10 protein-coding genes and 1 pseudogene are annotated in these 13,502 nt (G+C 45.2%); 8 read left to right on the top strand and 3 right to left on the bottom strand.

Annotation, left to right across the window (positions count from 1 at the left end):
- Window positions 1–4: 4 nt before the first annotated feature.
- The 4 genes and pseudogenes from AC0L66_RS05840 to AC0L66_RS05855 all read left to right on the top strand — a co-directional run.
- Window positions 5–2,142, top strand: a pseudogene (locus AC0L66_RS05840) (cysteine peptidase family C39 domain-containing protein); the annotation flags it as partial.
- Complete coding sequence (locus AC0L66_RS05845) at window positions 2,142–2,855, top strand: hypothetical protein (protein ID WP_473568711.1); 714 nt, start codon at window positions 2,142–2,144, stop codon at window positions 2,853–2,855. The pseudogene AC0L66_RS05840 and the gene AC0L66_RS05845, both read left to right, overlap by 1 nt.
- Window positions 2,828–3,487, top strand: coding sequence for a beta-barrel domain-containing protein (locus tag AC0L66_RS05850; protein WP_473568713.1), 660 nt, complete (start codon window positions 2,828–2,830; stop codon window positions 3,485–3,487). The genes AC0L66_RS05845 and AC0L66_RS05850 overlap by 28 nt, the downstream gene beginning before the upstream one ends.
- A gap of 1 nt (window position 3,488) precedes the next feature.
- Window positions 3,489–4,991: a TolC family protein gene (locus AC0L66_RS05855; protein WP_473568714.1), complete on the top strand. Its 1,503-nt coding sequence runs from the start codon at window positions 3,489–3,491 to the stop codon at window positions 4,989–4,991.
- A gap of 58 nt (window positions 4,992–5,049) precedes the next feature.
- On the opposite strand, the gene AC0L66_RS05860 is transcribed toward AC0L66_RS05855, so the two are convergent.
- Window positions 5,050–5,232 (bottom strand): hypothetical protein, encoded by a 183-nt coding sequence (locus AC0L66_RS05860; RefSeq protein ID WP_473568716.1) that lies wholly within the window; start codon window positions 5,230–5,232, stop codon window positions 5,050–5,052.
- Between the two features lie 392 nt (window positions 5,233–5,624).
- Between AC0L66_RS05860 and AC0L66_RS05865 the strand changes: the two genes are divergently transcribed.
- The 4 genes from AC0L66_RS05865 to AC0L66_RS05880 all read left to right on the top strand — a co-directional run bounded on the left by AC0L66_RS05865 (window position 5,625) and on the right by AC0L66_RS05880 (window position 9,675).
- A complete protein-coding gene (locus AC0L66_RS05865; RefSeq protein WP_473568717.1) occupies window positions 5,625–6,059 on the top strand; it encodes a hypothetical protein in 435 nt (144 codons plus the stop codon).
- A gap of 81 nt (window positions 6,060–6,140) precedes the next feature.
- The gene (locus tag AC0L66_RS05870) at window positions 6,141–8,306 is read left to right on the top strand and encodes a protein-disulfide reductase DsbD family protein (protein ID WP_473568719.1); all 2,166 of its coding nucleotides are present in this window, start codon (window positions 6,141–6,143) and stop codon (window positions 8,304–8,306) included.
- Window positions 8,306–8,833, top strand: a complete 528-nt coding sequence (locus AC0L66_RS05875; protein WP_473568721.1) for a protein disulfide oxidoreductase — start codon at window positions 8,306–8,308, stop codon at window positions 8,831–8,833. The genes AC0L66_RS05870 and AC0L66_RS05875 overlap by 1 nt, the downstream gene beginning before the upstream one ends.
- 74 nt (window positions 8,834–8,907) lie before the next feature.
- Entirely contained in the window at window positions 8,908–9,675 is a 768-nt protein-coding gene (locus tag AC0L66_RS05880) for a DsbA family protein (RefSeq protein WP_473568723.1), read from the top strand.
- Between the two features lie 118 nt (window positions 9,676–9,793).
- Here the strand turns inward: AC0L66_RS05880 and AC0L66_RS05885 are convergent, their stop codons facing one another.
- Together AC0L66_RS05885 and AC0L66_RS05890 are read right to left on the bottom strand one after the other, a co-directional pair.
- Window positions 9,794–11,287, bottom strand: a complete 1,494-nt coding sequence (locus tag AC0L66_RS05885) for a response regulator (RefSeq protein ID WP_473568725.1) — start codon at window positions 11,285–11,287, stop codon at window positions 9,794–9,796.
- Entirely contained in the window at window positions 11,287–13,494 is a 2,208-nt protein-coding gene (locus AC0L66_RS05890; protein ID WP_473568727.1) for a sensor histidine kinase, read from the bottom strand. Before AC0L66_RS05890 ends, AC0L66_RS05885 begins: the two co-directional genes overlap by 1 nt.
- Between the last annotated feature and the right edge of the window lie 8 nt (window positions 13,495–13,502).

Genomic DNA, 13,502 nt, shown 5'->3' on the forward strand with positions numbered 1-13,502 from the left:
AGCATTGGACGCGTATGTTCTTATCGCTCGGTATTACCAGATATATCACTCTGCTGATACCTTAATACGCGATCATGGGGTCAAGGATGAGCCTATGACAGCGTTGGATTTAACGCTCTTGATTAATCAAACTGGATTAACAGCGCAGTGTACGGCATTGCGCTGGCGTCAGTTTATAAGGTTAGGAGCGGCGTTTCCTATTATTATTCAGCTGAGTAACAGTGAGTTTGTTGTTGCAGCTGGTGTACGTGCATCATCAAGCGGTGAGTTAGAAGTATTAATTCAGGATCCCAAGGCGGCGAGTATGGATCTTGTGCCTATCGCAGAAAAAGCCTTTCGTTCGTATTGGAAAGGCCGTTGCATTTTTGTCCGTCCCATTGGCTCAGAGCTAGGGTTAGAGCAGCCATTTGGTTTTCGCTGGCTCTTTCATGAAGCACTGAAACAACCTGCGATGCTATACAACATTATCGTAGTATCGTTATTTCTCCATATTATTGCGTTTGTTGTCCCGCTATTTTCCATGGTGGTATTCGATAAGGTTATTGGCTACTCCGGTTATTCCACGCTTCATGTGTTGTTCATCGGTGCTGCGGCCGCTTTAGTGATTAGCGGCGTGCTATCTTTCATTCGAAATCTTATTATTTTACATGCTGTTGCAAGGTTAGATATTGAAATCGCTCACTTAACGTGTCGGCGCCTATTTAGGCTTCCTTTAGCTTTTTTCATAAGGTAGCGGCAGGTAAACTGGCGAAACAGGTGCAAGAAGCCAGTAGTATTCGAGAGTTTATTACTGGGAATTTACTTTTTACGTTAATCGAACTTACTTCCGTTGTCGTTTTGATCCCCGTGATGTGGTTTTTTAGCCCAACGTTAACTTGGTTAGTGATTGGTTTTTCAGCCGTTATTATGTTGAGTTTGGTGGCGGTTCTTCGTCCTTATCGAACACAGTTGGAGGCTCTCTATCTAGCCGAAGCCGAACGCCAGTCCATTGTGGTGGAAAATGTGCGCGGTATGGAAACGATAAAAAGCATGGCGATAGAGGAGCGACAAAAGCGTGAATGGTTAGAAGTCACTGCCGATGTTGTGTCTAGGCAACATAGAGTAGGGCGATGGAGCGGCTACATTAATGAAATTAGTGGCTTTCTACAAAAACTCATGTCATTGGTGATCATTTGGTTAGGGGCGCAATTGGTTCTGGCGGGAGAAATGACGATCGGTACCTTGATTGCATTCAACATCATGGCGAGCCGTATCGCGGGCCCGTTGGTGCAGCTTGTGGGATTGACTAGCAAATTTCAGCAGACTTCGATTAGTGTTGATATGTTAGGACGCGTGCTCAATAGCGCACCAGAGCGTGTAAGAGAAGGAGGCGTGACGTCACCAATCGCGGGTCATATTGCGGTAAAGCAGTTGAGTTTTCAATATGAACCGAATCAAGCCCCAGTTATTGACCAGCTCAGCTTTGACATTGGGCGAGGTGAGAAAATAGGCATTGTTGGACCGAGTGGCTCCGGAAAAAGCACTTTGACTCGGCTTCTTCTCGGTTTTTATAATCCGACGCAAGGCTCTATCCGAATTGACAATAACGAACTACGGGAATATGAGCCCAATTATCTTCGTTCCAAAATTGGCATTGTTTTACAAGATAGCTTCCTATTTCGCGGTTCGATAAAAGACAATATCGCTAAGTCGAGCCCCAGTAAATCACTAGAAGAGATCATACAAGTCGCTCAACTCACGGGCGCAGACACCTTTATCGACAAGCTCCCCCAAGGCTATGACACGATGCTGGAAGAAAACGGCAGCAACCTGTCAGGTGGTCAGCGCCAGCGACTTAACTTTTCTAGAGCACTGCTCGACGATCCTAAAGTGTTATTAATGGATGAGGCGACCAGTGCGCTTGATGCGGAAAGTGAGCAACACATATTGGATAATCTGTATCAACTTGCTCAAGGTAGAACGCTAATCAACATTTCCCATCGTTTATCGTCAATGCCTTATATGGATCGTATTCTGGTCATGAACGAAGGGAAACTGGAAGATTTTGCTTCTCACCACGAGCTATTGTCACGATGCTCACTGTACAAAGAACTATGGAATCGGCAGCACCCGTCGTCGTTTGCGATACAGGAGCGCGTCGGATGAAGATTGAACCTCATGACCCGTTGATAAAGCATGCCCCTAAATGGCAGCAAATTCGCCATTCTTATCCCAACCGGACTATGTATTTGTCATTGTGGGTATTACTGGTTGCTATTGTCGCGCTAATTACGTGGTCTTGTATCTTCAAAGTTAATACTTTTGTCGTCGCACGAGGGCATGTTAAGCCCGTGGCGCAAAATATTGTTATTCAGAGCCAAGCTGAAGGGTTGCTTGAGCAATATTTTGGTAGTGCGGGAACGGCCGTATCAAAGGGAGACCTCATTGCGATCATTGGTGGGAGACCAATAGAGTCAGACATTCGTTCTACCCGATACCAAATGCAACGAATGAAAGCCCGCATCCGACGGCTGGAAGCGGAGTTAGCCAATGAGGCCTATGATGTGGATAGTCCTCCGCGATCCTCTCAAAAGTTAGAAGCTTCCTTGTTTAAAGCAAGGCGCTCAGCCTATCAAGCAACGGTTACGGCCAAAAATGTCATGCTGACCTCGCTCGACACGCGATTAGGGAGCATGAAGCAAGAAGAAGTTGTGGTACTAAAGCAAATTGAACTACAAAAAAGCTCGTTGCTGATAAGCAAAGGTTGTATCAACAAGAAAAAGATCGATTTCGTCGAACAGGACCTAAGCGGGAAGCTTACCTTGATGCTCAAAAGCAGTTGTTGGAAATGCAGAGAAAGCACACGTCGTTGGTGAGCGCCATGACGTCGTTAAAAACAGAAGCCAAAAACACCCTTAGTGAATTAAAGCGATACATCAGTCAGCAGCAAGTCGATATTTCAGATCAGTTAGTGAAATCGACGAGAGAATATATCGCGCTTGAGCAGCAGTTATCTGCGTATCTCGTTCGACTAAAATTAGCTGAAATTCATGCTCCTATTGACGGCGTCATACTAAAAGTCGCGGACAAAACGTTTGGCAGTTACGTCGCAGCGAATGAGTTCTTATATGAGATTGTCCCAAACAATAGTCCGATGGAGATCGTTGTTGATTTAAATCCTTCTGATATTAACCAGGTCTCTATTGGTGATACTGTCACAATTAAACTGGATTCGTTACCTTTTACTAAATACGGCACGATGAGTGGCTCGTTACGGCAGGTGAGTGAAGATGCGCTTACTGATGATGTCTACGGTAAAGAAGCGCTGACGTTCCGAGGTTGGATTGATATTTCGAGTCTTGACGATATTCGGGACGCGCCTAGCGATTTTCGATTACAGCCGGGGCTGACGCTCGAAGCGAATATTCAAACGGACAAGCGAACGCTCATTTCATATCTTGTTTTTCCAATTGCTAAGGCATTTAACGAAAGTTTCAGGGAGCCTTAGGATGCGATTCACCTTATTGATTGTAAGCGCATTGGTACTGTCTGCTTGCTCCGTCACTCCAGTTAAAGTGACACAGGAACAAATAGATCTGCGAGTGATGCAACAGAGCAAATGGATTGAAAATACCCAGATGGAAATCACGGGGCCATTATCCCTGTCTGACGCGGTTATTTTAGCTTTAAAGCACAATTTAGAAATTGAGCAAGCAAGGTATCGAGTATTAGTCGGGCAAACTGCGCTTAATCACTCGGTGTTGGGTTATTTGCCACAACTTAATTCGAATTCGAATCGATACGTGAGAAGTAATGATGGCGGCGCCGTGGATGTGTTGCCTCCGGCGCGGGATAAAAACTCCTCGTCGACGACAATATCATGGTCTTCACTCGACCTTGGACAAGCCTATTTAAGGGCGCAAGAGTTGGGGAATGAAGCCTTGATGGAAGAGCAGCAGCAAAGGCGGGTGTTGACTCGCATTGTTCGTGAAGTACTAAGTGCTTACGTTGAACTTGCCGCCATTGAGCAGGAAATAGAACAATCTAGGCAAATTTTAACGTTATTGGACCGCAGTTTAGCTAGAGTGAAGCTGCTGGAAAATAGTCATTTGGTGGATCCACTAGTCTTGCTTCAATATCGCGAACAATTGCTTAGGTTACGTATTCAACTTGAAGAGTTAGAACTTGATTATTTGTCATCAAAACAGGAACTCATGACATTGATCAGCGCACCTGGCTTGGAGGTGTCAATTATTCATAAAGGTCAGAATACGTTTAATCTCTCGCTTGATGGTACTGAGCTTAAGGTGTTGGAGCGTTTTGCGCTTTATCATCGCTCTGATCTTATGGAATCTATGTATCAGATTGAAAATGCAGGGCTTGAGATAAAGCGAGCTTGGTTGGATGCATTGCCAAACTTCTCAGTGGGTTATTCGAGCTATTATGACTCGGATCCAAACCTGAGAAACAGTGAGTGGCTTCAAGTTGATCTTAATCTAGCAATAAAGGTGATTGAGCTACTGACATTGCCTGCGAAACTTGATGAGTTAGAAAAACGTCAAGCACTTGAGCAGCTGGCTTCATTGGCGAATGCCGTTGCTATTGTAGGTCAGATTAGAGCTGCCAATATCGCCTATCAAACGGATAAAAAGCGTTTGGCTATGGAGTCACAGAGAACGCGTACTCTTGAAGAAATATTTGAGTTAAGGCAGCAAAGGTTGAGCTATGAATTAATGGATGAATTAGACTTATATAAGGCGCAAGTGCAATGGGTTATTGCCAAGGTTAAGAAGGCCCAAGCGTATAGCCAGTATCAAAGATCCATTTTACGAATACTCGAAGAGTCAGGTGTGGACTTATTTCCAACAACGTCTGCGACAGCGACATCAAGTGAATTTAAAACCAGCGTCGAACACTGGTTACGTGATTTGCCGAGCAATGTTTCTCGGCTGTTAGCTCAATACAATGAAACCCCAAAATGCCATGCTATGAGTTTACATGGCTGCTCGTAATGCCTGCTTAGTGATCATGAAGATTAAGGCATCATTAAGGTTTAGCTGTGATCAAGAGTTAGCTGTCATTAAGACTTAAATGGCGTTGATAACCCGAAAATCCATTATCTCCCCAGTATGCGCTATTTGATTCACCACCAACTAGCAAAGCTTGGATCGTGTCTACTCGACAACCAAGCTGCTGGGCGAGTTCAAAAACACTTCCCGTATCACCTCTGAGGTCGCGACGTTGATGAGACAATATTGTTCGTGGTTAGGATTAAGACAATAAGCCATAGGGGACCTCCAGTGGTTAGAATGAACATTGAACCTCTTCAATATACCCAATAAATACATAAAGTGGAATTTTTCATTTCAATAAATGAATTTTTGTGATTATAGAGCGTTAAGAATGACTATTGGAATATGAGGGGACTAACGGGATGACCGAAAGCGGCGGGTGTATATTGTTAACAAATGAAAAAAGGCGAAGAATTCACTAGAGTTACGGGTTGAGGTTCTCTACACTGGTTGCCGCTCGCTCTTAACATCGAGCGTGCTCTAGCATTTGACTAACGGTAACGAAACCAATTTGACGCAACGTTTTTCTCTGATCTTCGTGAGAAGTCTTTACACAAAAAAGCAAAATTCGCTTTGACCTTAACGGTTTGGGTGCTGTTTGTGTGTTTGTTGCAAAATAGTGGTGTGCTGCAAGTGTGTTCGCCGCTAAAAGACATGAGTGGCGTACCCACCGCGGCAATAGTTGCACAGCCAACTCTACAGCCGGGTTTAAATACCGCGCTGAACGCCAGTGCTCTTGAGAGTATGTCATTAGACAGTGCGGCCTCTAAGAGTACGATTACGTCAAGACAAGGCGGCGATCAGCAAGCCAGTGAAGAGTGTCATCTGTCTAGCCAGTTATTGAGTTTCCATATCTTCGATCTTGATAGTCTTTGGCTGATTACCCTTATTGTCACGATTCTCGCTCTGGGTATTTATCGTGTTCAGAGAATGTCGTTTGTCCCCTTTACACCGCCGATTTTTAGTCGATATCGGATCCATCTCCGGCACTGCACCTTCCAAGAATAACGAGTCCAAAAATAAACAAACACTTCCGTATTTGGCTGTTAACACAGCTCAACACGTCGTAATTTTATTTTAGGAATATCAATGAAAAAGCAAACCGCATACCCGCACTCCGTCGTACAGCGACTGGCGTCATTTGTGTTTGGCCTTTGGTTTTTGAGTACATTAATACTCAGCCCTCTGGCCTTAGCCAATCCCTCTTCTAGCCCTATTGCAACAGGCGTTGAGACTGGCTGGCTCACCAGTGACTTTCATCCTCATGTTGAAACGCGAGTGGTTCTTACTGGGCAAGTCGATGAGCAAACTCAAACCGTTGAAGGTTTTTTGGAAGTTCGTTTATCCGGTGATTGGAAAACCTATTGGCGCTCTCCGGGCGAGGGTGGCATTGCCCCTTCGCTGGACTGGCAACAATCAAGTAATATTAAGGCGATAAAATGGGAGTGGCCTTACCCTCATCGTTTCGAACTCTTGGGTTTAGAGACGTTAGGCTATAAACATGATGTCGTGTTCCCACTGCATATCGAAGTTAACGATATTCACAAGCCGGTCAATTTGTCGGCGACAGCAACGATTTCAAGCTGCACAACCGTTTGTGTATTGACGGACTTCCCTATTGATATGACGTTTGTGCCTAGCGAACTGTCCTTATCAGAAACGGCGATGTATCAATATGCGCAAGCGATGAGCCTTGTGCCAAAAGCGTCGCCTTTCATTGATGGTGTCCAAGCCATTTGGGACGCATCTCGTCAAGAGCTTCAAGTCACCGTGCTTAACGCGAGAGGATGGGTGAAACCGGATCTGTTGATTGATAGTCAGGATGATGTGGTTGAGGACTATTCATTTCTATCGCCCAAAATTAATATAGATGGCGATAAAGTCGTGGCGACGTTTAAGGTCACGAGTTGGTTAGGTGACCCCGATTTGGATTCACGTTCGATCTTGGTCACCATGATTGATGAAAACCTACTAGCGGAGCAAGCGATAACGGTAAATAGCGGAGTTATCACAGGCAATGACATCGCCAGCGCTTTGTCGTCTGCTTCTATGTTATCGATGCTTGGTTTTGCATTATTGGGTGGTTTGATACTCAATATTATGCCATGTGTGTTCCCGGTATTAGGGATGAAATTGAGCCATGTTATTTCCGCTGCAACGGCAGAGAAAACGCAAATACGCGCTCAATTTGTTGCCTCATCTATGGGAATAATCACGTCATTTTTGCTACTGGCTTTATTTATTACCGTATTGAAATGGTCAGGGTCTAGCATTGGCTGGGGCATCCAATTTCAAAGCGGTGGCTTTATCGCCGTTATGGTGCTGATCACCGGATTATTTGGTGCCAATATGCTGGGTTTATTTGAGCTTCGACTACCGAGTTCAATGAACACTTGGATGGCGACAAAAGGTGATAACTCCTATGTCGGACACTTTGTGCAAGGTATGTTTGCCACACTGTTGGCAACGCCATGTTCTGCGCCATTTTTAGGCACAGCAGTGGCTTTCGCGCTTGCGACCAGCACGAGTGCCACGTTTGCAATTTTTACCGCTCTTGGCTTAGGGATGGCTCTGCCGTGGGTTCTGATAGCGCTGTTTCCAAGCTTGGTTTCGTGGTTGCCCAAGCCTGGTGCATGGATGAACCGGGTGAAAATCTTATTCGGCTCGATGATGTTATTGACGTCAACGTGGTTACTGTCGTTGCTTAGCCATCATTTACCACCGTTTTGGATTGGTGTATTGGCATTGGCGGCGTTGGTGTGGCTGTTTCTGCGCGTTAAATCGTGTTACGGGGATAAACCAGCATTATTACTAGGTGGGGTGAGCATCATAGCGTTGGCGGGAGGATTGATGATTGGCAGTATGACCGCCGACCGTTGGGCAACGCCATTACCACCTGAGCCTGACTGGGCAGCGCTGTCGACTACTCGAATCGCCAATGAAGTGGCAGCGGGGCACACGGTTTTCGTCGACGTGACGGCCGATTGGTGCATTACCTGTAAGGCCAACAAAATTGGCGTTATCCTGCAACCTCCAGTTTATGACACCTTGCAACAAAGCGATGTTATTGCCATGAAAGGAGACTGGACCACGCCAAGTGACGACGTCACCGCTTTTCTTCGTTTTTATGGTCGATACGGTGTGCCTTTTAACATCGTGTTTGGCCCTAATGCGCCTGACGGTATTCCATTACCCGTCATTCTTACCAATGACGCTGTGCTCAATGCCATTTCCAGCGCACGAGGTGAGCAATAATGTGGTCACGCAAAAAGACGAATAAAGCATCGGCCAAAGGTTGGCGTCGGCATGCACGAGAGTGGGGAACAATCGCCATTGTTATGGTCTTGGTGACGATAGCTGTCGACTATTATCGCACTCGTGATATGCCTCAGATGGACTTACCTGCTTTAAGTGGTAAGACGTTAGATGGTCAGTGGGCCGATGTAATAGAACAAAGTAAACAAGCGCTGGTTATCGTTTATTTTTGGGCGACGTGGTGCCCGGCATGTAAGTTTGTCACGCCAACCATTGATTGGTTTGATGGCCCTTATAATGTCGTTGGTGTGTCGACGATGTCTGGGTCAGATGCTCGGGTTAGCCGTTTTATGACCGGGCAAGATAGGCACTTTTCCAATATTAATGATCCCAAAGGGCAACGAATGAGTCAGTGGGGGATTACGGCAACCCCCACCATTGTAATTATTAAAGATGGAAAAATAGCATCAACCACGACAGGCGTGACGACCCCAATGGGCTTATTTGCTCGTTTAGTCATGCTTTAACTAACAACGAATATTGAGTTTAAAGATATCGTGACGATGTCACGATATGACCGATTTAAAATGGATAAGTAAAGATGAAAAACGTAACGCACGAGACAAAATATACGGCTATGAAAACGTTCAAACCTTTCGTGACCTTGGCACTGTTTACTTTAGTGAGCACACAAAGTGTTGCGGGGACGGTGACGAATGATACCCAGAACAAAATCGAAGACATTACCCAAATGCTGCAAGAAAACCCAGAAGTGGTCGACAACCTTCATCAGAGTCTTATGGCATTTATTGCTCAGCAGCAAGGTATCACAACGACGTTACAGCGTTATCAGCCTCATGTGAATAGCGCCGCACATAGCGCGTTTGGGGCCATGGAAGATCCACAATTGACGATTATTAACGTGACGGATTACAACTGCCCTTACTGTAAAAAATTGGATCGTGAACTTGAGAAGTTGGCACAAGCCTACCCACAAATTAAAGTGGTGAATATTTATACGCCACTTAAAGAGCACAACAGCCCGCTTGAATACAATACCGCAAGTTACGCGTTGAATGTGTGGCGAAACATGCCAGAGAGCTATGCGCAAGTCCATGAATTATTGGTTGCGAACCCTCGAATGCATAGTGAGCGCACCATGAAGGCGATAGCTGAGAAAACGGGGACTCAAAACCAGCTCGTTCAATCAAAGGTATCGGATGAATTATTGGAGCGTAATCAACAATTTTTTCGCGACTTAGGCTTACGTGGCACACCTGCTTTAGTGATTAATGATCAAATTATACCGGGTTACTTACCGTACCCAGAGCTAGAGAAAGTGTTGAAAGCAGAGCTCAACCCATCGTAAACACGGCCGTGGGTTAAATGGCCGCCCTAGCGCAATGACGTCGTGGCATTGGCTAGGGCGGTGCATTTGGCTGGCTTAGGGTACCCAGGCGCTGAGCTTATGTTTGTTACCCCTAACGCTATGGGCGGCTCTCACTATTTAAATAGTCGGTTAGAATTGTGGTAATCGCTTCAAAATCGTATTGGGCTATGGCGGAATGAAGCTGTGATCTGTGGTGATCGCTTAATATCGTCGTCGTTAAAATATCGGAGTTTTCTAGCAATGATATCGCCGCCATATCGAACTCTTTTGCATGCTCTATAATGGCGTAAATAGGGGCATTATGAATGGTTGCTTGTGTTTCTGAAGCCGCAGTAAGCGCCGCTTCGGTGTTCATTAGTTCATTGTGGGGCTCTATCGCGAGCGGTGCTATGGTCGGTGTACATTGAATGATCATTTCTTCAACACTTTGGTTCAGCTTGGTTTCTTGAATGTCTATCGCGTCAAAATTTTCGGTCTGTAATGAATGCTCTATGTCGGCACAAAGCGCGACGATGTCTTGCATCCCTAAATTCCCCGCTATGCCTTTTAATGTATGAATATCAAATGAATACTCCGGAGCGTTATGTTGTTGCCAAGCAAATGTGTGCTTTTGGTACTGTTGGCAAAATTGCTTGAGCAATTTCAAATAGAGCGCCCTATTTTGGCTGGTGGCAGCTAGCCCATTTTCAGTACATAGTCCCGCTATAGAAGATAATTGATGAATGGTTTGTTCAGCGCTGAAACTAACCGTAGATACGTTTGCTCTGTTGTCGGGTGTTGCGAGTGATGGACGGGATTTAGAGACGGTGATCCACTTCGCCATGGTGCGAAACATTTCATCGATGAGTAATGGTTTACCGATCAGGTCGTTCATGCCGCTAGCGAGTACTTTCTCTTTATCACCAACCATAACATTCGCCGTTAGGGCAATGATAGGCAGCGCATTAAGACCTAAGTCTTGGCGAGCACTTTGGGTGGCCTTGTAGCCATCAAGAACGGGCATTTGGCAGTCCATTAACACACCGTCATAGTGGTTGGTGGTTAATTTATCTAAGGCGATTTTACCGTTGCAGGCGACATCCACAGACATGCCATGCATTTCTAATACTTCACGCGCCACTTCTTGATTTATTTCGTTGTCTTCGACGAGCAGTATTTTTGCGCCAACCAGTGTAGCCATATCTTTACTCATTTGGATATCGCGTTTTCTACGATGGGGAGTGCGTTGCTTTGAGACTAGGGTGTTCATGAGCAGGTCCACTAAGGATGAGTTAGTAAACGGTTTTTCGAGAATATCGGCGACGATGATATCGGTATCTTGCAGCGCTTCGGATATGTCGTTGGATCCTTTGGACGTCAAAATGACCAATTTACTCACCAGTAGCTTAGAAAACTGTTCGCGTAATTGATAGATTTCTCCGATGTTATCAAAGCCATCAAAGCGCCAATCATAAATCACTAAGTCAGCTTCAATCACAGAGTCTTGCATTGCGCTCGCCAGTTCAGGCAAGTTGTTGAAGCAATGTACCTCGCATTGCATCCGTTGCAATTGAGCGTTGATGATTCTAGTCGCTTCTTTTGAATCATCCACTAGCAGGATTTTTTGCTGCTCAAGATTGAGGGGTATAGGGCTTTGTTACTGTTGGCGACTTCCGCAAACTGGGCGGTGAAGGTAAATATGGAACCTTGATTTGGTTGGCTAGTGACTGAGATATCGCCTCTCATTAGGGTGACCAGTTTTTTTGTGATCGCGAGTCCCAACCCCGTCCCGCCATACTTTCTAGTGGTTGAGCTGTCAGCCTGAGTAAACGATTGGAACAGTGTTTGTATTTGTTCTGGCGTCATGCCTATACCGTCATCAATGACTTTAAATTGGAGTGTGTACTGTTGGCTGGAATAGGAAATGGTGGAGATGAGAACTCGAATTTCGCCTTGCTCCGTAAATTTGACGGCATTGGATCCAAGGTTGATGAGGATTTGTTTTAGGCGCAGAGCATCCCCCATCATTAGTGTTGGAACATTGGGGTCGATATCTATGAGTAGGTCGAGGTTTTTTTCGCGAGCACGTTCACCGATAAGGTTGATGAAATCTTCAATCACTTCATCAAGTGCAAACTCAAGAGTTTCAAGTTCTATTTTACCTGCTTCTACTTTTGAGAAGTCGAGGATGTCATTGATGACGCCCAATAAGGATTTTGCAGAGCTGTGAACCTTAGTGATGTAATTACGTTGCTTTTTATCGAGGTCGGTTTCAAGGGCAAGGTGGCTCATACCGATAATGGCATTCATCGGTGTGCGGATTTCATGGCTCATAGTGGCGAGGAAATCGGATTTAGCTTGGTTGGCATGCTGGGCGCTATCATTAGCTTGTTCGAGCACTTGTGTGACGCTTTGTAGTTCAATGTGGGATCGCCTTATGAGATAGCCCAGCATCATTAATGCCAATACAAACAACACCGCGCCATAAGAAATGTAAGCAGAAAGATCTCTTGCTTGCGACATTTGTTCGAAGCGACGATTGCGGATATCCAAAATCGCACTATCTATTTCAATCGCTGACTCGACCATACGTTTGGCGATAGTGTCGGTTTGATCGGAAACGGCTTGGACGCGATAGAAATCATCAAGATACATTTTTAGTATCGGAGAAAGCTGCACAAAGAGTTGCTTTTCATCGTCTTCTATCAGCAAACTAGCAATTATTTCGGCTCGGTGCATCGCTCGTTGCAGCAGCATAATGACTTCCTGAGCATAGATGCTTTTGGCTTCTCCGGTAATCGCGAGTGAAAAGTCACGGTCAGTTTGGCGAGCGGAATCAATTTCTTTAATTAGTGAGGTAATTTCTTTGGAAATATTGAGGCGCTGTGCCATTAAGTTTTGAATCGCGGTGACTTTTTCTTCAGCGGTTTCAAACACAAGACTTTCGTTACTTCTTAAATCGAGAGCGGCTTGTGCGAGTTCGAATGCGGTCATAGCAAAATTACGGATGAGGGGATTGCTGAGACTAACATCTGAGGGACCGGAGATATTTTCTAGTTGATGTAGTCGTTCGTAAAAATTTTGGCTCAATGAATCTAATCGGTTAAGAAGTTCACGGCTATGAGGGTTTTTGATGCGAGTTTTTAGCTGCTCCAAATATCGAGATATTTTTTTTAACTCAGCCAAACTTAAGCGATAATCCTTTTTTTCATCAAAAACCAGAAAGTCTTTGGCGAAATTGCGGGCAGACTCAACAGAGACTGAAAGCCGATAAGAAATTGCGGAGTTCTTTGAAATGTCGCTCATTTCATCACGAAGTTCGCTGACCCGTCGTTTGTCCAAATCAATGTATTTGAGTTGCAGGTTGTGGATTGCATCTGACAAGATGCTCGCTTTACGTGCATTTTGCACCATCAAATATCGTTCACTGACGAAGCTCAAGCTTAAGTCGGTGTAGTCGGAAAAATCACGTTCATATTGGGAGATACGATTGATCAGGTCCTGAGTGCCAGAGCTGTCTTCTTGGCGTTCTTTGTGAAATGTTTTTGCCAAAACAAGCGCGGTTTGCATGTAGCTTAATGCGACTTCCGATTCTTTGACGGACAAGTCTCGAGTAAAGGATAGTTCATGCAGTCGAGCGCGGTCTAGGGTTAGAAGAAGCTGCCCAGCCCCTTCATAGCGGTCAACTGAACTAAATAATTTGTTAAGGCTTACCCAAGCCATGAGCCCGACGCCAAATAGCATGACGATGACAATCAAAAACCCGACCACAATACGATTGGAGCGAACGATTGAGCGTTGTACGTCGTTTGATAGCATGGCATATC

This window comes from Vibrio sp. GJ43-1, from assembly GCF_055808835.1.

Bases quoted from the DNA above. Each gene is read 5' to 3' on its own strand.
- AC0L66_RS05880 (WP_473568723.1), top strand. From the start codon at position 8,908: ATGAAAAACGTAACGCACGAGACAAAATATACGGCTATGAAAACGTTC.
- AC0L66_RS05870 (WP_473568719.1), top strand. From the start codon at position 6,141: ATGAAAAAGCAAACCGCATACCCGCACTCCGTCGTACAGCGACTGGCG.
- AC0L66_RS05850 (WP_473568713.1), top strand. From the start codon at position 2,828: ATGCAGAGAAAGCACACGTCGTTGGTGAGCGCCATGACGTCGTTAAAA.
- AC0L66_RS05845 (WP_473568711.1), top strand. From the start codon at position 2,142: ATGAAGATTGAACCTCATGACCCGTTGATAAAGCATGCCCCTAAATGG.
- AC0L66_RS05855 (WP_473568714.1), top strand. From the start codon at position 3,489: ATGCGATTCACCTTATTGATTGTAAGCGCATTGGTACTGTCTGCTTGC.
- AC0L66_RS05890 (WP_473568727.1), bottom strand. From the start codon at position 13,494: ATGCTATCAAACGACGTACAACGCTCAATCGTTCGCTCCAATCGTATT.
- AC0L66_RS05875 (WP_473568721.1), top strand. From the start codon at position 8,306: ATGTGGTCACGCAAAAAGACGAATAAAGCATCGGCCAAAGGTTGGCGT.